Origin of the sequence: Streptomyces sp. NPDC097640, assembly GCF_040302705.1 — a bacterium.
Lineage (GTDB): Bacteria > Actinomycetota > Actinomycetes > Streptomycetales > Streptomycetaceae > Streptomyces.
In genome coordinates, this window is sequence record NZ_JBEOSB010000035.1 from 1 (window position 1) to 25,795 (window position 25,795).

Annotated in this window: 25 protein-coding genes and 1 pseudogene; 15 read left to right on the plus strand and 11 right to left on the minus strand. The window is 70.4% G+C overall.

Annotated elements, in window-relative coordinates; genetic code table 11:
• Positions 1-103: 103 nt before the first annotated feature.
• The 4 genes and pseudogenes from ABTY62_RS39510 to ABTY62_RS39525 form a co-directional block, all read left to right on the plus strand.
• A pseudogene (locus ABTY62_RS39510) lies at positions 104-295 on the plus strand (NF041680 family putative transposase); the annotation flags it as partial.
• A 9-nt stretch (positions 296-304) separates the two neighbouring features.
• The gene (locus ABTY62_RS39515; protein ID WP_352134212.1) at positions 305-997 is read left to right on the plus strand and encodes a phosphotransferase; all 693 of its coding nucleotides are present in this window, start codon (positions 305-307) and stop codon (positions 995-997) included.
• A 281-nt stretch (positions 998-1,278) separates the two neighbouring features.
• Positions 1,279-3,291 carry a zinc ribbon domain-containing protein gene (locus ABTY62_RS39520; protein ID WP_352134213.1) on the plus strand — a complete coding sequence of 671 codons (2,013 nt, stop codon included), beginning with the start codon at positions 1,279-1,281 and terminating at the stop codon, positions 3,289-3,291.
• Positions 3,292-3,320: 29 nt separating this feature from the next.
• On the plus strand, positions 3,321-4,112 hold the full coding sequence (locus ABTY62_RS39525; RefSeq protein WP_352134214.1) for a S16 family serine protease: 792 nt from the start codon (positions 3,321-3,323) through the stop codon (positions 4,110-4,112).
• Between the two features lie 8 nt (positions 4,113-4,120).
• Here the strand turns inward: ABTY62_RS39525 and ABTY62_RS39530 are convergent, their stop codons facing one another.
• From ABTY62_RS39530 to ABTY62_RS39540, 3 genes are all read right to left on the minus strand, one after another.
• Complete coding sequence (locus tag ABTY62_RS39530; RefSeq protein ID WP_352134215.1) at positions 4,121-4,330, minus strand: hypothetical protein; 210 nt, start codon at positions 4,328-4,330, stop codon at positions 4,121-4,123.
• Positions 4,331-4,352: 22 nt separating this feature from the next.
• On the minus strand, positions 4,353-4,949 hold the full coding sequence (locus ABTY62_RS39535; RefSeq protein WP_352134216.1) for an ArsR/SmtB family transcription factor: 597 nt from the start codon (positions 4,947-4,949) through the stop codon (positions 4,353-4,355).
• Between the two features lie 79 nt (positions 4,950-5,028).
• Positions 5,029-5,496 carry an Lrp/AsnC family transcriptional regulator gene (locus ABTY62_RS39540; RefSeq protein ID WP_311727337.1) on the minus strand — a complete coding sequence of 156 codons (468 nt, stop codon included), beginning with the start codon at positions 5,494-5,496 and terminating at the stop codon, positions 5,029-5,031.
• A gap of 141 nt (positions 5,497-5,637) precedes the next feature.
• Between ABTY62_RS39540 and hppD the strand changes: the two genes are divergently transcribed.
• From hppD to ABTY62_RS39560, 4 genes are all read left to right on the plus strand, one after another.
• Positions 5,638-6,795 carry a 4-hydroxyphenylpyruvate dioxygenase gene (gene hppD, locus ABTY62_RS39545; RefSeq protein ID WP_352134217.1) on the plus strand — a complete coding sequence of 386 codons (1,158 nt, stop codon included), beginning with the start codon at positions 5,638-5,640 and terminating at the stop codon, positions 6,793-6,795.
• 109 nt (positions 6,796-6,904) lie between these two features.
• A complete protein-coding gene (locus ABTY62_RS39550) occupies positions 6,905-7,114 on the plus strand; it encodes a hypothetical protein (protein WP_352134218.1) in 210 nt (69 codons plus the stop codon).
• A gap of 95 nt (positions 7,115-7,209) precedes the next feature.
• On the plus strand, positions 7,210-8,580 hold the full coding sequence (locus ABTY62_RS39555) for an FAD-binding oxidoreductase (RefSeq protein WP_352134219.1): 1,371 nt from the start codon (positions 7,210-7,212) through the stop codon (positions 8,578-8,580).
• Between the two features lie 96 nt (positions 8,581-8,676).
• The gene (locus ABTY62_RS39560; RefSeq protein ID WP_352134220.1) at positions 8,677-9,864 is read left to right on the plus strand and encodes an epoxide hydrolase family protein; all 1,188 of its coding nucleotides are present in this window, start codon (positions 8,677-8,679) and stop codon (positions 9,862-9,864) included.
• A gap of 8 nt (positions 9,865-9,872) precedes the next feature.
• Here the strand turns inward: ABTY62_RS39560 and ABTY62_RS39565 are convergent, their stop codons facing one another.
• Entirely contained in the window at positions 9,873-10,916 is a 1,044-nt protein-coding gene (locus tag ABTY62_RS39565; RefSeq protein ID WP_352134221.1) for an NAD(P)-dependent alcohol dehydrogenase, read from the minus strand.
• 95 nt (positions 10,917-11,011) lie between these two features.
• On the opposite strand from ABTY62_RS39565, the gene ABTY62_RS39570 reads away from it, so the two are divergent.
• Positions 11,012-11,605 carry a TetR/AcrR family transcriptional regulator gene (locus ABTY62_RS39570; protein WP_352134222.1) on the plus strand — a complete coding sequence of 198 codons (594 nt, stop codon included), beginning with the start codon at positions 11,012-11,014 and terminating at the stop codon, positions 11,603-11,605.
• 12 nt (positions 11,606-11,617) lie between these two features.
• Here the strand turns inward: ABTY62_RS39570 and ABTY62_RS39575 are convergent, their stop codons facing one another.
• Entirely contained in the window at positions 11,618-12,142 is a 525-nt protein-coding gene (locus ABTY62_RS39575; protein ID WP_352134223.1) for an AAA family ATPase, read from the minus strand.
• Positions 12,143-12,317: 175 nt separating this feature from the next.
• On the opposite strand from ABTY62_RS39575, the gene ABTY62_RS39580 reads away from it, so the two are divergent.
• Entirely contained in the window at positions 12,318-12,716 is a 399-nt protein-coding gene (locus ABTY62_RS39580) for an SseB family protein (protein ID WP_352134224.1), read from the plus strand.
• Between the two features lie 28 nt (positions 12,717-12,744).
• Here ABTY62_RS39580 and ABTY62_RS39585 read toward each other — a convergent pair whose 3' ends face one another.
• The 3 genes from ABTY62_RS39585 to ABTY62_RS39595 all read right to left on the minus strand — a co-directional run bounded on the left by ABTY62_RS39585 (position 12,745) and on the right by ABTY62_RS39595 (position 16,026).
• Positions 12,745-13,875, minus strand: coding sequence for a glycoside hydrolase family 113 protein (locus tag ABTY62_RS39585; protein WP_352134225.1), 1,131 nt, complete (start codon positions 13,873-13,875; stop codon positions 12,745-12,747).
• 137 nt (positions 13,876-14,012) lie between these two features.
• On the minus strand, positions 14,013-15,062 hold the full coding sequence (locus ABTY62_RS39590) for an NAD(P)-dependent alcohol dehydrogenase (RefSeq protein ID WP_352134226.1): 1,050 nt from the start codon (positions 15,060-15,062) through the stop codon (positions 14,013-14,015).
• Position 15,063: 1 nt separating this feature from the next.
• On the minus strand, positions 15,064-16,026 hold the full coding sequence (locus ABTY62_RS39595; RefSeq protein WP_352134227.1) for a helix-turn-helix transcriptional regulator: 963 nt from the start codon (positions 16,024-16,026) through the stop codon (positions 15,064-15,066).
• Positions 16,027-16,430: 404 nt separating this feature from the next.
• On the opposite strand from ABTY62_RS39595, the gene ABTY62_RS39600 reads away from it, so the two are divergent.
• From ABTY62_RS39600 to ABTY62_RS39610, 3 genes are all read left to right on the plus strand, one after another.
• Positions 16,431-18,284, plus strand: coding sequence for an RDD family protein (locus tag ABTY62_RS39600; protein ID WP_352134228.1), 1,854 nt, complete (start codon positions 16,431-16,433; stop codon positions 18,282-18,284).
• Positions 18,285-18,416: 132 nt separating this feature from the next.
• The gene (locus ABTY62_RS39605; protein ID WP_352134229.1) at positions 18,417-19,202 is read left to right on the plus strand and encodes an RDD family protein; all 786 of its coding nucleotides are present in this window, start codon (positions 18,417-18,419) and stop codon (positions 19,200-19,202) included.
• Positions 19,203-19,269: 67 nt separating this feature from the next.
• Complete coding sequence (locus ABTY62_RS39610; RefSeq protein WP_352134230.1) at positions 19,270-19,770, plus strand: RDD family protein; 501 nt, start codon at positions 19,270-19,272, stop codon at positions 19,768-19,770.
• Positions 19,771-19,802: 32 nt separating this feature from the next.
• Here the strand turns inward: ABTY62_RS39610 and ABTY62_RS39615 are convergent, their stop codons facing one another.
• Positions 19,803-20,105, minus strand: a complete 303-nt coding sequence (locus ABTY62_RS39615; protein WP_352134231.1) for a hypothetical protein — start codon at positions 20,103-20,105, stop codon at positions 19,803-19,805.
• Between the two features lie 329 nt (positions 20,106-20,434).
• Here ABTY62_RS39615 and ABTY62_RS39620 point away from each other — a divergent pair, with 329 nt between their 5' ends.
• Positions 20,435-22,828 (plus strand): immune inhibitor A domain-containing protein, encoded by a 2,394-nt coding sequence (locus ABTY62_RS39620; RefSeq protein ID WP_352134232.1) that lies wholly within the window; start codon positions 20,435-20,437, stop codon positions 22,826-22,828.
• A 131-nt stretch (positions 22,829-22,959) separates the two neighbouring features.
• The gene (locus ABTY62_RS39625) at positions 22,960-23,271 is read left to right on the plus strand and encodes a hypothetical protein (RefSeq protein ID WP_089512381.1); all 312 of its coding nucleotides are present in this window, start codon (positions 22,960-22,962) and stop codon (positions 23,269-23,271) included.
• A 14-nt stretch (positions 23,272-23,285) separates the two neighbouring features.
• Here the strand turns inward: ABTY62_RS39625 and ABTY62_RS39630 are convergent, their stop codons facing one another.
• Entirely contained in the window at positions 23,286-23,870 is a 585-nt protein-coding gene (locus tag ABTY62_RS39630; RefSeq protein ID WP_311727321.1) for a nicotinamidase, read from the minus strand.
• 493 nt (positions 23,871-24,363) lie between these two features.
• Positions 24,364-25,698, minus strand: coding sequence for a nicotinate phosphoribosyltransferase (locus tag ABTY62_RS39635; RefSeq protein WP_352134233.1), 1,335 nt, complete (start codon positions 25,696-25,698; stop codon positions 24,364-24,366).
• Positions 25,699-25,795: the final 97 nt, after the last annotated feature.

Sequence of the window (25,795 nt, forward strand, 5' to 3'; positions counted from 1 at the left end):
CTCCTCGGCACGGTCCATAACCTCAACAAACTCATCAGCCACAGACCCCGAGGGCGCTCTTGACCTTCGGGGGCCGGGAGTCGTGCGACAGCCTCCCCCGTCCCCAGCCCGTGCACCGAAACCCACCAGGCCCGGCCCTGGCCGCCCGCCCGGTTCGAAGAACCGCCGCATAGCCCCACGCCACGACGTCGGGCGTGTCCTCGCCACTGGCGAGGCATACGCCCGCCCCGCTCACCACAAGAAGGGCACCAAGCCACGGCGCACAGGGGAGAAAGCTGCGGCAATCGGCGGGTAAGTTCGCTGCATGCACACGGGTGAGCTACTCGGCTGCGGCCGCAGCGCGGACGTGTTCGCAATCGATGACCACTGGGTGCTTCGCCGGTATCGAGATGGCGGCGATGCCACTGCTGAAGCAGTCGTGATGTCCTACCTCGGGAAGCACGGGTATCCGGTGCCCCACGTCCGGGACCCTGCAGACCTGCCGCGCACCGACCTGGTGATACGGCGGCTGAGTGGCCCGTCCATGCTGCAGGCACTCTGGCAGGGCACCATCACGGCTGAGGAAGCCGGGGCGACGCTCGCAAATGTGCTGCACCGTTTGCATCGCATTCCCGCCCGGGTCTCCACCGATCCCGTCGACCGTGTCCTCCATCTCGACCTGCACCCGGGCAACGTCATGCTCACACCGGACGGCGCCATGGTGATCGACTGGCGCAACACCCAAGAAGGGCCCCCTGGACTGGACTGGGGAATATCGGCCCTGATCCTGGCCCAGGTTGCCGTCGACACCACGGCCGATGCCGCAGCGGCCCGCGCAGTGCTGACCGCACTGCTCAGGCACCTTGACCCTGCGGTCGATCTGGACGATGGCGACGCCGGATGCCTCATGCAAGCAAAGAAGATGCGGGCAGTCGACCCGGCTATGAGCGGGAACGAGGCGCACATTCTCAACGACGCCATGGAACTCGTGCTCGGACTCAAACCCGCCCGAGCTTAAACGTCAAGCTAAGTGACCAATCCCCGTGCTTGGGATGAGCTTCGCGCCATGCGTTCAGCCGATCAACCGGCCATGGCGGGGTGCGGCCGATGTAGACGGGGCACGGGAAGTCGGTGCGGTTGCTGTTGTGGTTGTAGACGTGCTGGACGGTGGTCTTCAGGCGCTGCGCTGCCTCCCGGAGGTTCAGACAACCAGGTCGTAGCCATGGAACCAATTCCACCCCGACTGTCATAGATAGTCGCGTATTGTGATTTGGGTCAGCTAATCAGGGAGGGGAGGTGATGGCGATGCGGGTTGCCCAGAAGCGGAAGTTCCGGGGGAAGAACAAGGCCCCGACGTGGACCAAGCCCGAGGACGGGATCGTGTCGGTGATCGTGCTGCCGCTGGCTGTCACCGACCCCGCCGACCTGGCCCGGTTGGAGAAGCTGTTCGGTGTGATGTGGTCGATCAAGCGGGCCGTTCAGCGGGACGCCCGCGCCAAGGTCGATGCCTACTGGGCCGCTGAGCATGAGCGCGACTGTGACGGCGCGAAAGCCGTACGCCAGCGCCTTGGCCTGTCCCGCGAAGCCCTCGAACGCTGCGCCTACCGGCACTTGGAGGACGCGGGGCACCTCAAGCACCACGCCACCAAAGCGTTGGCCATGCACATCGCGGACGAGGTATGGAACGGGGTCTCCCGGCACCTGTTCGCCGACAGCACCGGCAAGCGCCACGGTCGCCCCCGTGTCGGCCGGTGGCACGACTTCACCCGGATTCCGGGCCGCGCCCGCTCCCACACCACCGAGAACAAGTGGGAGACCTTCCGCCTGGTCGGCACCCTCCACGGCCACGCCATGGCCCACTCCGACGGCGGCCGGCGCGAGCTGATGCAGCCGCACCGAATGCCGAAGCCGACCGTACCGGACGGCAAGGTCCTCACCGGGAAGGTCACCGCCTCGGGTAAACCCGGTATGCGGAAGGCGAACTGGTGGGACCACACCGGCCCGCTCGTCGTGGTGTTCGCCGGAGGCCCGGACGGCAAGCGCGGTGACCTCGTACTCCCCGTCCGTATCCCTCAGGAACCAGGCCAGTGGGCACGGGTGGAGCACTTCCTTGCCGACCCGCACCGCTGGCACAAGGTGGATCTCGTGCGACGCCGCAAGGCATCCGCGCCCGGCGGCTGGGTGTACGAGGCGCACCTGATGGTCCTCGGCCCCGGCTACGCCTCCCCGGCCGTGCGAGAGATGCGGCAGCGAGCCGCCGCCCTGGGCCGGATCGGCGGAGTGGACGGCAACGTCTCCAACCTGTCGATCGTCTCCTTCCCTGCCAGCCTGAACCCCGCCGAAGGCGTCCCGGAGTCCTCGGAGATCACGCTGGCCGAGGAGGAGCGGGCGCGGCTGGAGAAGGAGGCGAAGAAGAAGCGGCGCCGGGCACGTGCTCTTGAACGGTCCCGCCGGGCCGCCAATGCCGCCCAGTACGGGTTGTCCAAGCGGCAGCGTGAGCGCGCCGAGCGCCGGGCCGCCAAGGGCCTGGGGCCCAAGACGGTGACGGTGCCGGGTGGTGCCCGCGATGCCCGGTCGGACGGGGTGCCGAAGCAGGCGTTCCGCCGCGACCATCTGTCCGGCAATTACCGGGAGAGGCGCGCCCGCCAGGCCGAAGCCGCGGCGTCCGCAGCCGAGTACCGGCGCCACCGCGCCCGCGCCGTGGCTCGCGACATCATCGCCGTCCACGGCCCCTGCCTGACGGTGGAGGACTGCGACATCCGCACCTGGCACCGGCTGTGGGGCAAGCGCCTGTCCCAGACCACGCCCGGCATGCTCATCTCCGCCCTGGAGATCGAGTGCAAGGCCGCAGGCGGCAGGCTCCTGCGGGCCTCCACCTGGTCCACCGCCCTGTCCCAGCACTGCCTGTGCGGTGAACGCGTCTCCAAGACGCTGCGGGAACGGGAACACAAGTGCACGGCGTGCGGCCTGGTCGGCAAGCGGGACCTGGTGTCCGCCGCGCTGGCTGCCTTCGTGAATCTGGCCAACCCGGACGACCCGAAGACCGCGACCCTGGACAGCACCCGGTCACGGCACGCACACATCATTTTCGACCAAGGGCTGGAAGAAGCCCTGAGTGAGTCAACCACACCGTGCCAGAGCACCCTTCGGAGTGCTGGTCGCGTGGCAGTCCCCCGCCAGCGGGTGACCTCTGCTCACCGAACCGCCGGACGGCGAGACCGAGCGACCCCGGATGAGCCGCGCCCCGTGCGCGACCACGCCGGAAAGCCCGGACTCCGCCCCGCGTGCAGTCCACAGCTCACCCTTTGGTGAATCGCGGATCAAGTCTTAGATTCACACCCATGCCTGCCGTCTTCTCCCCGCGCGTCCGGATCCTCGCGATCTGCTCCGCGCCCGTCCTCGCCCTTCTCGCGGTCGCCGCCTTCGCGCCGCTGCCCTTCTCGGTGGCGCAGCCCGGCACGACCGTGAACGTCCTCGGCTCCGACCACGGCGGGCCGGTCATCAAGATCTCCAAGGCGATGCCCCGCAAGACCACCGGCCAGCTGAGGATGACGACGATCGCGGCGACGGGGCCGGACGCCACGGTCCGGCTCAAGGACGTCATCAGCGGCTGGTTCGAGACCGACCGCGCCGTGATGCCGCGCGACTCCGTCTACCCCGTCGGCAAGACGACCAAGGAGATCGAGGCGCACAACGCCGCGGAGATGGAGAAGTCCCAGGACACGGCCACCAGCGCGGCCCTCGGCTATCTCCATCTCTCCTCCAAGGACGTCAAGGTGCAGCTGCGCCTCGCGGACGTGGGCGGCCCGAGCGCCGGGCTGCTCTTCTCCCTCGGCATCGTCGACAAGCTCGACGGCGACGGCCGCGGCGGAGACCTGACCGGCGGCCGTACGATCGCGGGCACCGGCACGATCACGGCGGACGGCAAGGTCGGCGCGGTGGGCGGGGTCGCGCTCAAGACCCAGGCGGCCAAGCGGGACGGGGCGACGGTCTTCCTGGTCCCGAGGGCGGAGTGCGCCGACGCCAAGGCCGAACTCCCCCAGGGGCTGCGACTGATCCCCGTCACCACGCTCAAGGGCGCGGTGAACTCGCTGGTGGCGCTTCAGTCGGGCCGCAGAGTGCCGAGCTGCTGAGCGGCCGGTTATGAGCCGAGGGGCTGCGGCCCCGGCCGGGGGCGGGGCGTCGCGAGGCGCAGGCCCACCTCGACCAGCGTCCAGCCGAGACGGCTGCGCAGCCGACGGGGCCGGCGCGGCCGGCGCGGCCGACGAGCCGAGCCGGAGCGCAGGGCCTCGCGGCGCAGCCGCTCGGCGCGGATGCGGTGCAGCCGCAGATGGATGTCGTCGCCGTACATGGTCGTTCCCCCCTGGGGTCGGTCAGTCCTCGTTGCGCGGGAAGGCGTGCAGATGGACGCGGAAGGGGGCCGAGTCCTCGGCGCCCTGGTCCACTTCCTTCTCGCGGTAGCTCTCGATCAGCTCCTGCACCTTGTCGCGCAGCTCGGTGCCGAGTTCAGGGGTGAGACGGATGGTCCAGTCGCTGATGTCCCAGGCGCGGCGCCACTCCTCGGGCCACTCTCGCCAGGTGCCGAGCCAGGTGGACATCTCCTGGCTGTGGATGGTGGCGTACTCGTGCAGCACCGTGCTCATCGCACCGCGCAGAGATGCGTCCGCGCCGAGCAGCAGCTCCTCACTGCCCATGCGCGTGCCGCGCTGTGCCGACTTCCACCACCGCTCGCGCCCCTTGCCGCGCTCCGGGTCGTCGGTGACGAAGCCGTAGGTGGCGAGCTGCCGCAGGTGGTAACTCGTGGCGCCGCTGGACTCGCCGAGCCGCTCGGCGAGTTGGGAGGCGGTGGCCGGGCCGTACTCGCGCAGCGCGCCGAGCAGGCGTATCCGCAGCGGGTGCGCGAGCCCGCGCAGGGAGCGGGGGTCGAGCACCCGTACGTCGTCGGGTACGGGCTTCTCGTTCTCGGCCATGGCGCCAGCGTATGCATGCAAAGACTCCGTTGCAAGGACTCCTTTGCAACTCTGAGTCTCTTGCAAGGAGCGGTGAAGGTCAGTCCTCCGCCGCCTGCCGGACCAGCGGGATGATCCGCAGCGGCACCGGGTTCTCCATCACGATCGTCGTCGAGGCCCGCACGATGCCCTCGAACCCCACCACCCGGTCGATCACCCGCTGGAGATCGGCGTTGGAGCGGGCGACCAGGCGGCAGAGCATGTCGCCGTGGCCGGTGGTGGTGTGCAGTTCGAGCACCTCGGGGACGGTCGCCAGATGGCTGCGCACGTCCGGGCCCTGGCCCTGCTTGATCTCCAGCGTCGCGAAGGCGGTGACCGGATAGCCGATCGCCGCCGGGTCCACCTCGGGGCCGAAGCCCCGGATCACGCCCTGGGCCAGCAGCCGGTCAAGCCGTGCCTGGGCCGTGCCGCGCGCGACGCCGAGCCGGCGGGACGCCTCCAGCACCCCGATCCGGGGCTCCTCGGCGAGCAGCGCGATCAGCCGGGCGTCGAGCCGGTCGATTCCCAAGATGGTCCTCCTGGCCTGTCGGGAGTGTGAGGGTGGTCACTGTGTACAGAATGCCCGGCCAATCACGGAATCCGCTACACGGATTGTCCAGTAAATCAGCAAACTGTTGCGCACCCTGAGTCATGGAGTCACGGTGAACACATGACTGAGACGCTGGATCACACCCTGGCCGCGACGGGAGAAGGCGCGCGTCGGGCGGACCCCTTCCCGGTGAAGGGGATGGACGCGGTCGTCTTCGCCGTCGGCAATGCCAAGCAGGCCGCGCACTACTACTCCACCGCGTTCGGCATGAAGCTCGTCGCCTACGCGGGGCCCGAGAACGGCAGCCGGGAGACCGCGAGCTATGTCCTGGTCTCCGGCGGTGCCCGCTTCGTGTTCACCTCCGTCGTCAAGCCCGCCACCGCCTGGGGCACCTTCCTCGCCGAGCATGTCGCGGCCCACGGGGACGGCGTGGTCGACCTGGCCATCGAGGTGCCGGACGCGCGCGCCGCGTACGCCTACGCCACCGCCCACGGCGCCACCGGCATCGAGGAGCCGCACGAGGTCGAGGACGAGTACGGCACCGTGGTGCTCGCCTCCATCGCCACCTACGGCGACACCCGCCACACCCTCGTCGAACGCTCCGGCTACACCGGCCCCTACCTCCCCGGCTTCGCCCCCGCCGACCCGCTGGTCGAGCCGCCCCGCCACCGTAACTTCCAGGCCATCGACCACTGCGTCGGCAATGTCGAGCTGGGCCGGATGGACGAGTGGGTGGCCTTCTACAACGGCGTCATGGGCTTCACCAACATGAAGGAGTTCGTGGGCGACGACATCGCCACCGAGTACTCCGCGCTGATGTCGAAGGTCGTCGCGGACGGCACCCGCAAGGTGAAGTTCCCGCTCAACGAGCCGGCCGCCGGCAAGAAGAAGTCCCAGATCGACGAGTATCTGGAGTTCTACGGCGGCCCCGGTGTGCAGCACATCGCGCTCGCCACCAACGACATCGTGGCGACCGTACGGGCCATGCGCGCGGCCGGTGTCCGGTTCCTGGACACCCCCGACTCGTACTACGACACACTCGGCGAGTGGGTCGGCGAGACCCGGGTGCCCCTGGAGACGCTGCGCGAGCTGAAGATCCTCGCCGACCGCGACGAGGACGGCTACCTGCTCCAGATCTTCACCAAGCCGGTGCAGGACCGGCCGACCGTCTTCTTCGAACTGATCGAGAGGCACGGCTCGATGGGCTTCGGGAAGGGCAACTTCAAGGCGCTTTTCGAGGCGATCGAGCGCGAACAGGCCAGGCGAGGCAATCTCTGACTGCGCGAAAGTACGAACTAAAGCTGTTACGAACTTCGGACCGTCTACACTCGGCGCGTTGCTATCCATTACAACGCCGCGTGGTGTATGGGGAGTTGTCGAGGTTCGAATGGCGCAAGACGTGCAGGACATGTACGCCAAAGGGCGGCTGACCAGGAATAAGTTCGCCCTGGGTGGAGGGAAGGCGGCCGCGTCGGGCGCGCTGGGAGTGCTCGCTGTCCCGGTGCCCGACGCGGCCGACGCGGTGGAGGGCCAGGCGGGTGCCGCTGAGGGCGGCACGCGGGAGCTGCCCGCCCTGACGGCTCAGGAACAGCCCTAGGGCCCGTCGCCCGGGTATTCGCCGAAACGCCCGCTCCCGGACCCACCCGCCGCGCCGATCTTCCCTCCCGGGCGGCCGGGTGCGAGTCTGGAGCCATGGCTGATCTGATCGAGATGCTGCGGGAGGGCCTCCCCTCCGAGGCCGTCGTGACCGACCCCGACGTGACGAGCTCGTACGCCAACGACATGGCGAGCTTCTGCGAGGCGGGCACCCCGGCCGTCGTCGTCCTCCCGCGCAGCGTCGAGCAGGTGCAGCATGTGATGCGCACCGCGACCCTCCTGCGCGTCCCGGTCGTGCCTCAGGGGGCTCGTACGGGTCTGTCGGGGGCCGCCAACGCCTCCGACGGCTGCATCGTCCTCTCCCTGATCAAGATGGACCGGATCCTGGAGATCAACCCGGTGGACCGGATCGCGGTCGTCGAGCCGGGCGTGGTCAACGCCGTCCTGTCGCGCGCCGTCATGGAGCGCGGCCTCTACTACCCGCCGGACCCGTCCAGTTGGGAACAGTGCACCATCGGCGGCAACATCGGCACCGCCTCCGGCGGCCTGTGCTGTGTGAAGTACGGCGTCACCGCCGAATATGTGCTGGGCCTGGACGTCGTGCTCGCCGACGGCCGGCTGCTGAAGACCGGCCGCCGCACCGCCAAGGGCGTCGCCGGTTACGACATGACCCGGCTGTTCGTCGGCTCCGAGGGCAGCCTCGGCATCGTCGTCCGCGCCGTGCTCGCCCTCAAGCCCGCCCCGCCCGAGCAGCTCGTCCTCGCCGCGGAGTTCCCCTCCACCGCGGCCGCCAGCGACGCCATCTGCCAGATCATGGAGCGCGGGCACACCCCCTCGCTGCTCGAACTCATGGACCGCACCAGCGTCCGCGCGGTCAACGCCATGGCCAACATGGGCCTGCCGGACTCCACCGAGGCCCTGCTCCTGGCCGCCTTCGACACCCCGGACCCCGCCGCCGACCTCGCCGCCGTCGGCGAGCTGTGCGCTGCCGCGGGCGCCACCGAGGTCGTCCCCGCCGAGGACGCGGCCGAGTCCGACCTGCTGCTCCAGGCCCGCCGGATGACCCTCCCGGCCCTGGAGGCGGTCAAGGGCGTCACGATGATCGACGACGTCTGTGTGCCGCGCTCCCGGCTCGCCGCCATGATCGACGGGACCGCCGCCATCGCCGAGAAGTACGCCCTGACCATCGGCGTCGTCGCCCACGCCGGTGACGGCAACACCCACCCCACCGTCTGCTTCGACCCCGCGGACCCGGACGAGTCGCGGCGCGCGCGGGAGTCCTTCGACGAGATCATGGCGCTGGGGCTCGAACTGGGCGGCACGATCACGGGGGAGCACGGGGTGGGGGTGCTCAAACGCGAGTGGCTGGCGCGGGAACTCGGCCCGGTGGGGGTGGAGTTGCAGCGCGGCATCAAGCAGGTCTTCGACCCGCTGGGCCTGCTGAATCCGGGCAAGCTGTTCGTGTGAGGTCGGCGCTTTCGCGGCGCGGGCGCACCCTCGCCCGCGCCCGCGCCCGCGAATATCCTTCGCTTCGGAGGCCGGGCGGATCTAGCATGCGTCGCGATGACGAGCCTGACCGAGAACATGCGCCCCTTCCGTATCGATATCCCCCAAGCCGACCTGGACGATCTGCACGAGCGACTCGATCGCACCCGATGGCCCGACGAACTCCCGGGAGTGGGCTGGGCGTACGGCATCCCGCGCGACTATCTGCGGGAGCTCGTGCGGTACTGGCGTCACACCTACGACTGGCGCGCCGCCGAGGCCCGACTGAACGAGTGGCCGCAGTTCACCACCACGATCGACGGGGCGAACATCCACTTCGCCCACATCCGCTCACCCGAGCCGGACGCCACCCCGCTGATCATGACGCATGGCTGGCCGGGCTCCTTCGCCGAATTCACCCAGGTCGCGGGCGCTCTCACCGATCCGAGAGCCCACGGCGCCGACCCCTCCGAGGCGTTCCATCTGGTGTTGCCGAGCATCCCGGGCTTCACCTTCTCCGGACCGACACACGACACCGGCTGGGAGTACCACCGGGTGGCCGCCGCGTTCGCCGAACTCATGGAGCGCCTCGGCTACCGGCGATACGGCACACAGGGCGGCGACTGGGGTTCCGCGATCTCCCGCGAAATCGGCCGCCTCCACCCCGACCGCGTCATCGGCGTCCACCTCAACCTCATTCCCGGCTCCTCCGCCGGCGAGGAACCCGACCCCGCCCACCTGGCCACCCTCGCCCCGGCCGAACGCGCCCGCACCCTCGCCTCCTGGGAACTGCACCAGCAGTGGGCCCGCGACCGCCAGGGCTACGCCGACATCCAGTCCACCCGCCCCCAGACCCTGGCCTACGGGCTCACCGACTCACCGGTCGGCCAGCTCGCCTGGATCGCCGAGAAGTTCAAGGAGTGGACCGACTCCCGCGACCGCCCCGAAGACGCCATCGACCGCGACCAGCTCCTCACCGACGTCATGCTCTACTGGCTCACCGGCACCGCGGGCTCCTCCGGCCGCATCTACTACGAACGCGCCCACTCCCCGTACTGGGGCGCACCCCCCGAGCCCTCCACCACCCCGACCGCCCTCGCGGTCTTCCCCCGCGAGAACTTCATCGCGCTGCGGCATGTCGCGGAGCGGACGAACAACATCGTGCGGTGGACGGAGTACGACCGGGGCGGGCATTTCCCGGCGATGGAACAGCCGGACCTGCTGGTCGGAGATATCCGCGCGTTCTTCCGCGACCTCGGCCGATGAGCCGCCGTTCACCCCAGGTCGGACATGTCGAGTACGAAGCGGTAGCGGACATCGTTGCGCCGGAGACGGTCGAGGGCCTCGTTCACCTGCGATGAGGGGAGCACCTCGATGTCGGCGGTGATGCCGTGTGCGGCGCAGAACTCGAGCATGGCGGCGGTCGCGAGCCTGCCGCCGCTGCCCGCGGAGCTGAGTTTCTTGCGTCCCACGAGCAGGTCGGTGGTCTCCACGGTGACGGGTCCGAGGTGTCCCAGGTGGCTGAGCGTTCCGTCCATGGCGACCAGGCTCAGGTAAGGGCCGAGGTCGTGCGGGGCGGAGATGGTGTCGATGACGACGTCGAACCGGTCGCGGGCGTCAGCCATCTGCTCCGGGTCCGTGGAGACGATGAGACCGTGGGCGCCGAGCCGGCGAGCGTCGTCGACCTTGTCCGCTGAGCGGCTGATAACGGAGGTGTCGGCGCCGAGCGCCACGGCGATCTTGACCGCGAGATGGCCCAGGCCGCCCAGTCCCGCCACGGCGACGCGGGTCCCCGGCCCCACGCCGAGGGCGTGCAGCGGTTCCCAGACGGTGATCCCGGCACAGAGCAGAGGAGCGGTGGCGGCCGGATCCAGACCGGCGGGAAGGGGGTAGGCGAAGCCGTCACGGACGACGTACTCGCGGGAGTAACCCCCCAGGGTGGTCGATCCGTCGTGCCGGTCGATGCCGTCGTAGGTCAGGGTCGGGAAGGCTCGGCAGAAGTTCTCCTGATCGGCCTTGCACATGGCGCACTCGCCGCACGAATCGACGATGTTGCCCACCGCTACCGGGTCGCCGACGCTGAAGCGGGTGACCGCAGGTCCGGTCTCGGTCACCACGCCCGTGAACTCGTGCCCCGGCACCAGGGGCCGGCCTCCTTCGCCGTTCCGGGCGCTGACGGCGTGGACATCGGTGTGGCAGACACCGCAGTAGTCGACCCGGACCGCGAGGTCGTCGGGGCGCAGGTCGCGCCGTTCCAGTGGCGTCCGCCGCAGTGTCGACGACGAGCCTTCCACCTGCCAGCCAATGGTCTTCCTCATGGCTTCTCCTCATAGACAGACTGTTCGGTCTGTTTACCGTAAGCGCATCCGGCCCGTGCAGGCAAACCAACTGTTCTGTCTGATAGCGTCGCGGCATGGCTGATCAGCCCCTGACCTCGCGTGGAGCCGCGACGTACCAACGCATCCTCGATGTGGCGACCCAGGAGTTCGCCGAGCATGGGATCGCCGGTGCGCGCGTCGAGCGGATCGTGGCCGCGGCACGCACGAACAAGGCGCAGCTCTACGCCTACTTCGGCAGCAAGGACGGGCTCTTCGACGCCATCTTCTTCGGCTCGCTGGAGCGGATCGTGAATGTCGTCCCGATCGACGCCGCCGACCTCGCGGACTGGGCCGTGCGCCTCTACGACGAGTATCTCCGCCGCCCCGACCTCATCCGGCTGGCCACCTGGGCACGCCTGGAGCGACGCCCGGCCGGCCACCTGGTCGACGACCCCGACCGCCTCGACGACCGCAAGCTGCGCGCCATCGCCAAGGCCCAGGCCGCCGGCCTGGTGCGCCAGGGAGACCCGTTCGACGTGATGGCCATGGTGATCGCCATGTCGATGGCGTGGTCACCGGTCAGCAATGTCTACGCGGCGACCGCGCAGGAGCCTCCCGAACTGCACGAGCAGCGTCGAGCCCTGCTCCGCGAGAGCGTCCGCCGCGCGATGACGGCCGACCCGATCTAGTTCTGTCGGGCCTCAGCCCTTGACGGCCTCTGCGATCTGTAGGGCGGCCTGGGCGGGTGTGAGGTGCGTGGTGTCGACGACCTCGGCCTCGTCGTGGAGCCATGTGCGGGCCGCCTCGGCGTAGGGCTCGAGGTATTGGAGACGGAACGGGGAGTTGGGGCCGATGACCGTGTCGCCCGCGATGCGCCCGCGGAGGGTGTCCTGGTCGGCATGGAGGACGAAGTGCCTGATCGGGATGGCGTATTGGGCGAGGCCCGCGCTGATCTCGCGCCAGTACTCCTCGACCAGGACGGTCATGGGCATCACCAGGGTGCCGCCGGTGTAGTCGAGCACGCGGCGGGCGGTCTCGACGACGAGCGGCCGCCACGGCGGCCAGTTCTGGAAGTTGTCCGTCACGGGCAGCCCCGGCGTGATGTTCATGAGTGTCTCGCCGACCTTCTCGGCGTCGAACACCCGTGAATCCGGGATCAGCTGCTGCACGAGCGCGCTGGTCGTCGTCTTGCCTGCGCCGTGGGTGCCATTGAGCCATACGATCATGGGCCCCAACGCTAGCGCCGTGCGGGCGCCGACGCTGTGGATCGCCGGTATTCGAACGTATGGTCGAGTGTTCGGTCTGTGCGCAGCGCGCCGACGCGGGATGTGTCAGCGCCACGGGGTCGGGTACTCGCCTCCAGAACCCGGACATATGTCACCCCGACCGCTGGACGGAATCATGACCGACCTCCCCGATGACAACACCGTTTCCGCCACCCAACACGCCCTTGGCGAACTGGCGGCCGCCCGCGCGGACGATTCGGCGCTGGACACCCTTGCCAACAGCGAAGTGCTGCTTCCCGCCGCCGATGCCGCAGAGGACACGGACCCAGGGGCGGTGACCCTGCCCGTGCTCGAGCAGGAAGACGGCGCCCAGCTCGTGCCGGTCTTCACCACCCCGGACCGCATGCACCAGGCCCTGCCGCAGATCCACCGCTACCACCGGGTGCCGCTGGGCGCCCTGGCCCAGGGCTGGCCCTCCGACGAGCTCTCGCTGACCATCGACGCGGGCGCGCCGGAAGAGGTGACCCTCACGGGCGGAGGTGTACGGACCCTGCTGACGCGTCCCGCCGGGTGAGCGGGGACGGGCACACCGGCCCTTCGCTTCAGTGGCGGGCATAGTGCTGGGCCACTGCGCGGAACGCTTCCTTCGGTTCCCAGTGCCAGCGGGGCGTCGCGTCCTCGAAGGTCTTCCAGATCGGCTTGACGATGCCGTAGCTCGCCAGGTCGAGGTCGTAGCGCGGATTGGTCCGGTGCGGGTTGTCGGGCGCGACGAATTGGTACACCAGGGCCGCGTAGAGGTTCATGGACTCGAAGACGTCGAGCAGGTCGGTGAGATACGTGGCCTGCGTCCGCTCGCTGCGCACCGGATCGCCGATGATCTCCGGGGGATCCTTGTCGTAGTCGACCACGTACCAGCCCATGCCGCCCTGCTCCGGGGCGCCCTTGAAGGTGCAGGTGCCGAACTCGGAGATGACGACCGGTTTGCGCCGGCGCAGGAACGGCGTGAGCTCCCGGACGTAGTCGGCCCGGTCCGGGAAGTATGAGTAGTAGTTGACGCTGACGATGTCGAACAGGTCCCAGTCGACCTCTTCGTCCTGCGCCGCGCCGTATGTCATCCGGCCCTTGAAGACGGACCTGCCGACCTTCGCGGCCCGCGCGGTGAACTCGCGCAGCCGGCGCACCATCTTCTCGGGGTCGAAGTTTCCGCTGAGCATGTTCTTGACGCGCTCAAGCGCGTTGTCACCCGGCACGATGCCCGGGACGAACAGCACGAACTCGGCGCCCACGCTGAGGTGCACCCGCGCGCCCTGGCGCCGCAGGTGCTCGGCGTGCCTGCCGGTCTCCGCCAAATGGTCGAGGATGTCCTGGTGGGAGACGTCCGCCAGGCGCGGCTGGAGCCAGATATGCAGCCCGCGCTCCGCCGCCTCCGAAGAGGTGGCCTTGAGCCGGTCGATACCGGTGCCGAAGACCGAGACGGAACTGGCGTGCAGTTCGTCTTTGATGGTCCGGATGTCCTTGCGCATCCTCGCGGCGCTCCAGCTGGTCGCCGGTGTGTCGCCGTCGATGACCTCGTACGACACGCCCCGGTAGGTCAGGCCGGCCGGGCTGCGACTACCTTGCGCCTCGGCCCGGCCCGGTGTCAGCAGCGCCCCCGCTGCGCCCGACGCCGCTACGGCCCCCACGGCCCCCGCCCCCGCCAGAAAACGCGCCCGGCTGATTACCTTGCTCCGCACTGTGTCTCCCCCTGGTCTCCGGGCCCGCTGTCTGCGACCCATCACCAGTTTCGGGAGCGGCGGCCCGCCCTGTCGTCGGCCAAAGGTCTGTGCGTCTGCGACTTAAGTCGCAGACGCACAGACCAAAGCGCAGTCGGCTAGCCCTTCAGCGACGCGATGTCGATCACGAACCGGTACCGCACATCGCTGCTCACGACCCGCTCGTAAGCCTCGTTGATCTGGTCAGCGGTGATCACCTCGATCTCCGCACCGAAGCCGTGCTCAGCGCAGAAGTCCAGCATTTCCTGCGTCTGCCGGATGCCGCCGATCTTCGAGCCCGCCATCGACTTACGGCCCATGATCAGCGAGAACTGGTGGAAGGAGCTCGGGAACTCCGGGCCGCCCACGTGCACCATCGTGCCGTCCCGCTTCAGCAGCGAGAGGTACGCGTCCAGCGGGATGTTCGCCGAGACGGTGTTGATGATGAGGTCGAAGGAGCCGGCCAGCTCGGCGAAAGTCGACTCGTCGCTCGTCGCGTAGAAGTGGTCGGCGCCCAGGCGCAGGCCGTCGTCCTTCTTGCGGAGGGACTGGGACAGGACGGTGACCTCCGCGCCCATGGCGTGGGCGATCTTCACGCCCATGTGGCCGAGGCCGCCGAGGCCCACGATGGCGACCTTCTTGCCGGGGCCGGCGTTCCAGTGGTCCAGGGGCGAGTAGAGGGTGATGCCGGCGCACAGCAGCGGGGCGGCGACGTCGAGGGAGAGGCCGTCGGGGATGCGCACCGCGTAGTTCTCGTCGACCACGATGTGCGTGCTGTAGCCGCCGTAGGTGGGGGAGCCGTCGTACCCCTTGCCGTTGTACGTCGCCACCTCGCCCTTGAGGCAGAACTGCTCCTCGCCCGCCAGGCAGTTCTCGCACTCACGGCAGGAGTCGACGAAGCAGCCGACGCCGACCCGGTCGCCGACGGCGTACTTGGCGACGCCGGAGCCGACCTCGGTGACGATGCCCGCTATCTCATGGCCCGGCACCATCGGGAACAGGGCGGTGCCCCACTCCTCACGGGCCTGGTGGATGTCGGAGTGACAGATGCCGGCGTACGCGATCTCGATCAGGATGTCGTGCTCGCCGACCGGGCGGCGCTCGATGGTGGTGCGCTCCAGCGGGGCCTTGGGGGCCGGGGCCGCGTAGGCGGTGACGCTGGTGGTCATATCAGTGATCTCCCTGAGTGGGGTTCTCGGATGTGGGGTTCCGGGATACGGAAGGGGTGGGGGGAGGGGACGGGGAAAGGGAAGGGGATGAAGGGGCCGCGGGGCGGTCGGGCGAGGGTGCGGTCCAGTTGGCGAGCAGCCGCAGAGCCTCCTCCGAGGGGGATCCGGGCTCGACGGTGTATATGCACAGCGCCTGGTCGGCATCGCCGGGGAAGGCCACGTTCTCGTAGGACAGCGTCATCTCCCCGACCAGCGGGTGGTGGTAGATCTTGACGCCGTGGGTCTTCTCCCGCACGTTGTGGTCGGCCCACCACGTACGGAACTCCGGGCTCTTGATCGTCAGCTCGCCGACCAGCTCGGTGAGGACCGGGTCATCGGCGTTGCGGCCCGCCTGGAGCCGCAGACCGGCCACCATCTCCGACGCGTAGTTCTCCCACTCGCCATAGAGCTCGCGGGCCGCCGGGTCGAGGAACATGAAGCGGATCATGTTCCGCTCGCGGTACGGCAGCGCGTCGAAGTCGACGATCAGCGCACGGGCCAGCCGGTTGGAGGCCAGCACATCGCTCCTGCGCCCGAGCACGAACGCGGGCGAGACCGCCCCGTCCAGCGTCTGGAGCAGGCGGTACACCCCGGGCCGCACCCGCTGGGGGCGGGGCGGCCGGCGGCGTTGGGCGCGGCGGGGCCGTGGCTTGGCCAGCTCGAAGAGGTACGCACGCTCGGTGTCGTTCAGGCGCAGGGCCCGGGCGACGGCGTCCAGTACCGCCTCCGAGACATTCAGATGGCGGCCCTGTTCCAGCCGCGTGTAGTAGTCCGTGCTCACCCCGGCCAGCTGCGCCAGCTCCTCGCGGCGCAGCCCCGGCACCCGGCGGGGGCCGGAGGTGGTCAGGCTCACGCCCGCGTCCTCAGGGCGCAGCCGAGCCCTGCGGGTGCGCAGGAATTCACTGAGCTCGGTGTTGCGGTCCATGTTTCAAGTATTCGCGGCCCCAGAGGCGCGCGGCCGTGCCAACGTAGGTCTGCTGGACCTAGGGGCGCCGGACCTAGGCAGGCCGGAACCAGTCGGTCGGCCCCCGGCCGGTCCGGGCCCCGCCGGGGCCTCGCGGGCGTACGGCGGGGGCGGCTCGTGCGGCGCGGGGTCCGCTCGTACGGCGCGGAGACGTCCTCTTGTGCGGTGGTGGCGCGCTCGCACGGGAGAGTGGTGCCCGCCGGTGAGGGCTACGGCCCCCGGGCCGGTCTGATAGACCTTGACAGCGCGCTCCGTGTTGCACTGCGGCTCTTGTACGGCAGACTGCTTGTCGCCCCCCACCGCGACGCACCTCACAGGCGCGGCGCAGCACAGCACGGCCGAGCAGATACGGGACATCGGAGATCATGAGCGCCCCTACCTCAGGATCCGCGGACGGCACCTCCATTCCTGGCTTTTATCCGGATCCGTCCATCCCCAACTACATCCGTTACTGGAACGGCGCCGCCTGGGTGCCCGGCACCAGCCGGCCCGCGCCGGGTGTGGGCGAGGCCATGCCCGCCCCGCCGCCCGGGGTGACCTACACGCACGTCACCGCGCCCCTGCCGGACGAGACCGGCCCCATGTATCTGGACGAGGAGCCTCCGCCCGCCGGGGACAGCGGCCGGGCGGCGCTGCCCGAGCTGCGTCCGCGCGGCGAGATGGACATACGAGGGGACGGGCGGCCGGAGGTGCGGCCCGACGCGCGGAGCGGGCAGGGGCCCGAGCCGGTCCCGCCGTCCCCGGGCGTGGGCGGCGCGGCTCCGGCCGCCATGGACTGGAACGACCCGCAGCGGCTGCACGGCACCCGGCCGGAGCCCGCGTCGGCCTGGCAGGCGGACGCGTCCCGGCAGTCCGGCTTCGGCGGCGAACAGGACCGCCGCGTCTCCTGGGGCTCGGACCCGGCTGAGGCCGGGGCGGGACCCCGGGGCTCGGGGCCTGGCGGGCCCGCCAGGCCGGGGGTGCCCGATCCGCGCCGGGCCGTCAGCGATCCGGGTGGTGCGGGTGGTGACAGTGGCCCTGGCGGTGCCGGCGGTGCCGAACCGCCCGCGTCCGCGCAGGCCCTGCCGCCCGCCCGGCGGGCCCCGGAGCTGCCCCCGGCGGAGCCGCCGGGCCCGGAGGACGCGCCCGGTGGTGGGCGTACGACCGGCGGGGACGGCACGATCTCCATCCGCGCGGTCCGGCCCGGCCAGGCCGGACGCGGTGCGGGCGGCGGCGCGCCCACGCGCGACGACGGCACCATGACGATCCGCGCTCTCGGGCGCGGTGCCCCGAAGCAGGGCGGCAGTGCGGCGAACCCCGCGCAGCCCGGTGGGCAGCCCGGTGCGCAGCCCGGTGGGGCCGCTTCCGCCGCTCCCGCGCAGGGCGCGGGTGCGCTGCCCCCACAAGGTGGCGTCGTGCTCCCCGGCGGCGCTCCCGCGCAGGGCCCGGGCGGGGTCCCCGGCGGCGGCGTCCCCGTTCAGGGCGGCGCGCCCGCGGCCCGGCCCCAGCCGCAGGCCCACCCGCACCCGCACCCGCACCCGCAGCCGCAGCCGCAGTTCCAGCCCCAGCCCCAGCCTCAGTCCCAGCCCCAGCCCCAGCCCCAGCCAGGGTGGCAGCAGCAGGTGCGGCACCTCGCGCAGCAGCCCGTGCCTGGCGCCGCCCCGCCCCCCGGGGCACAGGGCGGTGCGCCGGAGGGCGTCATTCCGTGGAAGCCCCCCGTCGACAACCCCTTCCAGCGGGCCGCCCAGGCCGAGGGGCGACCCGCCGCCCTGGGCCGTCGCCTCCTGGCCCGGATCATCGACTCCGCCGTACTCCTCGGTGTCGTCGGCGCGGCCGCGTATCCGCTGTGGACCAAGGCGAGCGACCACTTCGACGAGAAGGTGGAGCGCGCCAAGCTGACCGGCGAGACCGTCACCGTCTACTGGCTGGACGGCACGACGGGCGTCTACCTCGGGGTGGTGCTCGGCCTGCTGCTCGTGGTCGGGCTGATCTACGAGGCGCTGCCGACCGCCAAGTGGGGTGCCACGCTGGGCAAGAAGCTGTGCGGGGTGCGGGTCCTGGACATCGAGGGGCACGACAGCCCCTCGTTCGGCGCCGCGCTGCGCCGCTGGCTGGTGTACGGGGTGCTCTGGCTGCTGGTGATCGGGGTCTTCAACGTGCTGTGGTGCCTGTTCGACCGCCCATGGCGGCAGTGCTGGCACGACAAGGCGGCGCGCACCTTCGTGGCGGGGCGCGGCTGAGCGCGCCCTCGTCGGTGTACGGGCCCGGGTCGGTTACCGGCGTCACGGGGCGCTGACTCGTACGGTCCATCCCGCTCGCCCGAACGGAGCGCGCCGGATGCGGCGGTCCCGGCTCCGGGGTCGACTCGGGCCATGAGCACCGACCAGCCGACGCCGGAGCCCGACGAGCCCCGGCCCAATGAGCCCCGGCCGAGCGAGCCGGGGCCAAGTCAGCCGGGGCCAGGTCAGCAGGGGCCGGAACAGGCACGTCCGGATCAGCCGGGCCCGAGTGAACAGGGTCCGGGCGAACAAGGTCTGGGCGAACCGGGTCCGAGCGAGCCGGGGCCGGGCCAGGGTGGGCCGGGCCAGGCTGGGGCGGGCGAGCAGCCGGAGGGCGAGGGCGAGCCGTTCGCCAAGCAGCAGCCGCCGCCCTCGTACGGCTCGCCCTACGGCGACGCGTACGGCGGTGCTCACGGCAGCGCCGACCCGCTCGCGGGTATGCCCCCGCTCGCGAACCGCGGCCGCCGCCTCGTCGCCCGGATCATCGACGCGCTGATCGTGGGCATCCCGGTCGGGCTGGTCCTGGCCGTGTTGGTGGGCGATTACGACCCGGTGAACAACAACGACGAGGCGACCGTCATGACGATCGTCTACGCCCTGGTCTACTTCGTCTATGAGGGGCTGATGCTGACCAAGTACGGCCAGACGGTGGGCAAGAAGGTCATGAAGATCCGCGTCGCGATGCTGGAGAACGGGGAGATCCCGGCCGGCCAGCCGGGTTGGCTGCGTGCCGGTACGTACTCCCTGCCGGAGATCGTGCCGTGCTGCGGCTTCATCTTCTGGCTGATCAATGTGTTGTGGTGCACCTGGGACCGGCCGTACCACCAGTGTCTGCACGACAAGGTCGCCAAGACGGTCGTCGTCTCCGTGCCCTCCTGAGCCACCGCCCCCGCGATCCACCGCCCCGAGCTATCCGCCGTCCGCGGCCTGCTGGTGTAATCGGGGCATGAGCCCCGACCAGCTGTCGTATCCGCAGTACAACCGCCCCGTAGGAATGCCGCCGCCGGCGACCCCCGGCCAGCGCTTCGTCGCCCGGCTGGTCGACACCCTGATCCTCGGCGCCATCTGGACCGTGGCGCTCGCCGCGACCGGCGCGCTCAAGTACTCCTTGGACAACCCCGGCGAGCAGGACATCGGCAAGGTGATCCTCGCGCTGGTGATCACCATGGCGATCTACTTCGTATACGAGGGCGTGATGCTGGCCCGCAGCGGTCAGACGCTGGGCAAGAAGGCGCTGCGCATCCGGGTGGCGATGCTGTCGGACGGGGATGTGCCGGGCCGCCAGGGCTGGGTGCGGGCCGTGGTGTACGTGCTGCCCGGGATGTTGATCCCGCTGCTGGTGGGCTGGCTGTTCTGGCTGCTCAACGCCCTGTGGTGCACCTGGGACCAGCCGCTGCGCCAGTGTCTGCACGACAAGGCGGCTAAAACCGTGGTGGTGGCGGCCTAGCACCTGGCGATACCGGCCGTCGCCGCGCGACGTCAGCCGTGCAGCGAGTGCTCGCTGACCCGCGGCTCCACGGGCTCGGCATGGGCGTGCGCGGGGGTCCGCGGCGCGGGTACCGGGACCGCGCGGTTCGTCCGCGCTGCCGCCGCGCGGCCGGCGCGCGGGGTGCCGGGCATCGGCACCGTGAGGGCGACGAGGAGCCCCAGCGCCAGCCCGGCCACGGCGATCACCGTGACCCCGAGACCCGAACGCGACTGGGACAGCAGCAGCATGGCGAAAGTCGACAAGACGACGGTGGCCGAACCGTAGGCGAACTGGGCAGGAGTCGGACGCGGCATGGCTGGATCCGTCCTCGAGGCAACGACTATGCGGGGGGCATGAGTCATACGGGTGTGCACCGGCAAGTGACTCTACGGTGCTGAATGCCCGAGGAGGAACGCGAGTAAGCGTGACCTGACCCACGACGCCGTTGCATGGGGGGCGCACGGGCGCACGGGGCCTACGACGTTTCAACTGGTGAGACGGCCAAGCCGGTTGGCGTCCGAAATGCGGTAAGGGTGGGCCGGGAAACGTACTTGTCTCGTCTGCCCAAGTCAAGGGCTGTCTTTTCTCCTGCCTCTCCGGTCAAATGTCCCGCACTGGTTTCACTGGGGAGGACTGGAGAAGAGTGAGCAGCCAACGGAGGGCCGTGAGATCGGCCGCCATCGCCACCGTCATTGCCGCGCTCGGCGCCGCGGCCCTGTCGACCGGAGCGGCCCAGGCGAACGACAGTGCGTCTACGCGCGTGGAACGCCATGACCCCGCGCCCGCGAAGACCGACGTCGAGCACGACCTGGCCGGGCCTTACAGCAAGCAGCAGGAGGCGCAGCGGCAAGAGGCGCTGCAACAGGTGATATCCGGGGACGCGAAGGCGGACCGGCGCGGCGCGTCCCAGGTGGTGAAGCTCGGCAAGGGCAAGTATGTCGAGCTGGCCCGGGAGAAGACCGACAAGATCTTCACCATCCTGGTCGAGTTCGGCGACAAGGTCGACGACACCACCATGTACGACCCGGACGGCCCGGACGGCCCCGAGCCGCCCGTGAAGAAGTACGGCGGCGAGCCGGGCCCGGCGCACAACACGATCGCCGAGCCGGACCGTGCCAACGACAACAGCACGGCCTGGCAGAAGGACTACAACCGCGAGCACTTCCAGGACCTCTACTTCTCCGACGAAAAGGGGAAGGAGTCGCTGAAGAAGTACTACGAGAAGCAGTCCTCGGGCCGCTACTCGGTGGACGGCGAGGTCTCCGACTGGGTCAAGGTCGACTGGAACGAGGCCCGGTACGGCTCCAACTACTGCGGCGACACCAACTGCGCCAACGCCTGGGACCTGATCCGCGACGGCGTGAACCAGTGGGCCAAGGACCAGAAGGCGGCCGGCCGCAGCGACGACGAGATCAAGGCGGACCTGGCGGAGTACGACCAGTGGGACCGCTACGACTACGACAACGACGGCAACTTCAACGAGCCCGACGGCTACATCGACCACTTCCAGATCGTCCACGCCGGTGAGGACGAGTCGGCGGGCGGCGGCGCCCAGGGCACGGACGCGATCTGGGCCCACCGCTGGTACGCGTACGGCACCGACGCGGGGCGGACCGGCCCCGGGGAGAACAAGGCCGGCGGCGCGCAGATCGGCGACACCGGCATCTGGGTCGGCGACTACACCATGCAGCCGGAGAACGGCGGGCTGGGCGTCTTCGCCCATGAGTACGGCCACGACCTGGGCCTGCCGGACGAGTACGACACCACCGGCAGGGGCGAGTCGTCGGTCGCCTTCTGGTCGCTGATGTCCTCCGGCTCCTGGCTGGGCACCGGTGAGGACGCCATCGGCGATCTGCCGGGCGACATGAGCGCCTGGGACAAGCTCCAGCTCGGCTGGCTGGACTACGACACGGCCAAGGCCGCGACGAAGTCCCGGCACACGCTCGGGGTGGCCGAGTACAACACCAAGAACCCGCAGGCGCTGGTGGTCCAGCTGCCCGACAAGGCCGTCACCACCGAGGTCGTGCAGCCCGCCGAGGGCTCCAAGCAGTGGTGGAGCGGCATGGGCGACGACCTCAAGAACACCCTGACCCGGCCGGTCGACCTGACCGGCAAGTCCAAGGCGAGCCTGGACCTTCAGGGTTGGTGGGAGATCGAGGACAACTACGACTACCTCTACACCGAGGTGTCCACGGACGGCGGCGCCAACTGGACGCCGGTGGACGGCACGGCGGACGGCAAGTCCATCCCGCGCGACGCCGGCGACAAGCCCGCGCTGACCGGGACCTCGGGCGCGTACAAGAAGCTCTCCTTCCCGCTCGACGCCTACGCGGGCAAGAAGATCGATCTGCGCTTCCGCTACCAGACGGACGGCGGCGTGGCCGGGACGGGCTTCGCGGCCGACGCGATCACCCTGACGGCGGACGGCGCGCCGGTGCTCACCGACGGCGCCGAGGGCGACGACAACGGCTGGACCGCGAACGGCTTCTCGCGCATCGGGGCGTCCTTCTCCAAGGACTACCCGCAGTACTACATCGCGGAGAACCGCCAGTACGTGTCGTACGACAAGACCCTCAAGGTCGGCCCGTACAACTTCGGCTGGCTCAACAGCCGGCCGGACTGGGTCGAGCACTTCCCCTACCAGAACGGCCTGCTGATCTGGCAGTGGGACACCTCGCAGCCGGACAACAACGTCGGCGTGCACGCCGGCTCCGGCCGGATCCTGCCGGTCGACGCGCACGCCACCCCGCACACCTGGGCGGACGGCACGCTGATGCGCAACCGGATCCAGGCGTACGACTCGCCCTTCAGCCGGTACCCGACGGACGGCTTCACGCTCCACAAGAACGGCGTCGCGGCGAAGGTTCCCGCGAAGCGGGGCACACCGGTCTTCGATGACCGTAAGGGTGCGTACTGGTACGAGTCGAACCCGACGGGTGGGGTGCGCGTTGCTGACACCAACACCAAGATCAGCATCCTGAAGGAGCTTCCGGGCGCCTCCACGCTGACCGTCCAGGTCTCCCCGTCCACCAGCTAGATCAATAGATCTGCCATCGTCGCAGGTCAGAGCGGTATCGGCCGTCGCCCCCTAGCGGGCGGCGGCCGTTCGCGTTTAGATGCCCCTAGACCTTTCTTGCTGACACGACGTCTCACGGGGGACATGGACACATGGCCGACGGAGGATTCACCAAGCTGCCGGGAGGCAGCGTGGTCGTGGCACTGACCCTGCCGCGACCGCTGGGCGAGGGCGGCGTACGGGTGCTCGTACACGCCGCGAACCGCCAGCGCGCCCTGACCAGGCTGCGCAATCTCGGACTGCGGGCGGTGTACCTGCGGGGGAACAGCGCGCCACCGACACCGGACGAGGTGACGGCGGTGCTGCACCATCCGGACGGGCTGGTGTGGCGTACGGCGCCGTACGGGGTGGGGGAGCTGTGGCACCCCATCGCGGCGCTGCTGCGGCCGCCCGCGACGGCGTAGCGCGGACGGGGTCGTCAGACCACCGGCTTGCCCGAGAGCTCCACGCCCGCCTCCCGGAGCTCCTCCAGGGCCCGCTCCGTGGTCGGCTGGGCGACCCCGGCGGTCAGATCCAGCAGGACGTGCGTCGTGAACCCCTCGCGGCGCGCGTCCAGGGCCGTGGCCCGCACACAGTGGTCCGTGGCGATGCCGACCACGTCCACCTCGGTCACCCCGCGCTCGTGCAGCCACCGCGCCAGCGGCATGCCGTTCTCGTCGGCGCCCTCGAAGCCGCTGTACGCCGCCTCGTACGCGCCCTTGTCGAAGACCGCGTCGATGGCCCCGGAGGCCACGGCGGGCGCGAAGTTCGGGTGGAAGCCGCTGCCCTCGGTGCCCGCCACGCAGTGCGGCGGCCAGCTGCGCACGTAATCGGGATTGTCGGAGAAATGGTCCCCGGGGTCGATGTGGTGGTCCCGGGTGGCGACGACATGGCGGTAACCGGGCGTCGCCTCCCCGATGAGATCCGTAATGGCGGCGGCGACATCCGCGCCGCCCTGGACCGCGAGGCTGCCCCCCTCGCAGAAGTCGTTCTGGACGTCGACGACGATCAGTGCCCGGTGCATGGCGTGCGCCTTCCGGCTGGGATCAGATGAGGACCGGTAAGCGACTCGGCCCGAAGCGGTTTGGTGTGCTAGTGGTCTGCCAGGCGGTGTCCGGTAAATCCTTCCCCTACCGGCCCCTTCCCGTAACCATGGGCTTCGCCCCTGGACCCCGGGGTCTGGGGCGGAGCCCCAGTTGAGGGAAGGGGCGGGTCGGGGAGGAGCCCGCCGCAGGCGTCAGGATCCGCCGGACACCTCCGGCTGCTGTGGATGTAACCGAGGGTAGAGACTCGGCCTGGTTTGCGGGAGTGGGCGGGGGGCGGCCACCGGGCCGGTGGGATCGTGCTCCGGCACGATACGGCGGCCGGGCGCGAGGCCAGGCGCACGCGCCGCATCGGCCGGGGTGCACGCCGTCTCCGCGCGCCGCGTTGCGCCCTGCCGTGCGCCCTGCCAGGGCGCGGCGTCAGGGCCCCGCGCAGGGCCGTCTCCGGCCCCGCCGCCCCCAGCCCCCCGGGGGTCACCCCATCGCGTACTCCGTCGGGATGACCGGCTCGCCGCGCGACAGCTGGGTCGCCGACATTGGCAGCCCCGCCCGCGCCGCCACATGCCGGTCCCGCGCCGCGTCCAGCGGCTCGCGGGCCACGACCTCGCCGCCGCGCACCAGCTCGGCCAGCAGCTGCCGGTCCGCGAGCCCCGCCGGGACCGGGCCGCCGCCGACCACCTCGGCCTCGGCCATGCCGTCCGCGTCCAGCCGCCGGGCGGCCCACTTGCGGCCGCCGACCGAGGTCTTGGAGCCCATGGACTTCTTCGCCACGGGGCGCAGCGGCGCCCCCGGGGCGTCGGATTCGGCCCGGGCGACCAGCTTGTAGACCATCGAGCAGGTCGGGTGCCCGCTGCCGGTGACCAGCTGGGTGCCGACCCCGTACGCGTCCACGGGCGCGGCCGCGAGCGAGGCGATGGCGTACTCGTCGAGGTCGCTGGTGACCACGATCTTGGTGTTCTTGGCGCCCAGCTCGTCGAGCTGGTGACGCACCCGGTGGGCGAGGAGCAGCAGGTCGCCGGAGTCGATCCGGACCGCGCCCAGCTCGGTGCCCGCGACCTCGACGGCGGTGCGCACCGCTTCGGCGACGTCGAAGGTGTCGACCAGGAGGGTGGTGGCGCTGCCGAGGGAGGCGACCTGTGCGGTGAAGGCGTCCCGCTCGGAGTCGTGCAGCAGGGTGAAGGCGTGCGCGCTGGTGCCCACGGTCGGGATCTTGTAGCGGAACCCGGCGGCCAGATCGGAGGTGGAGGCGAAGCCTCCGACGTACGCGGCGCGGGCCGAGGCGACGGCGGACAGCTCGTGGGTGCGGCGCGCGCCCATCTCGATCAGCGGCCGGCCGCCCGCGGCCACGGACATCCGGGAGGCCGCGGCGGCGACCGCGGAGTCGTGGTTGAGGATGGAGAGGATCACCGTCTCCAGCAGGACGGCCTCGCCGAAGCTGCCCTCGACGCGCATGATCGGCGAGCCGGGGAAGTAGACCTCGCCCTCCGGGTAGCCCCAGATGTCGCCGCGGAAGCGGTAGCCGGCCAGCCATTCCAGCGTCGGTTCGTCCACGATCCGCTGGTCGGCGAGGAAGTCCAGGACGCCGCTGTCGAAGCGGAAGTTCTCCACGGCGTCCAGCACCCGGCCGGTGCCGCCGACCACGCCGTACCGCCGTCCCTCGGGGAGGCGGCGGGTGAAGACCTCGAAGACCGAGCGGCGGTCGGCGGTGCCGGCGCGCAGTGCGGCCTGGAGCATGGTCAGTTCGTACCGGTCGGTGAACAGCGCTGTCGATGGCACGTCCACCGGCAGTCCGAGGTGAGCGGTGTTCATGAAGGATGATGCTACCTCCAATACTCGTCAGAGTGACGATTTCTGGTGCCGGACGAGGTGCCGGTTCGGAGGGGGTGTTTATGCGACGGGCCATGCC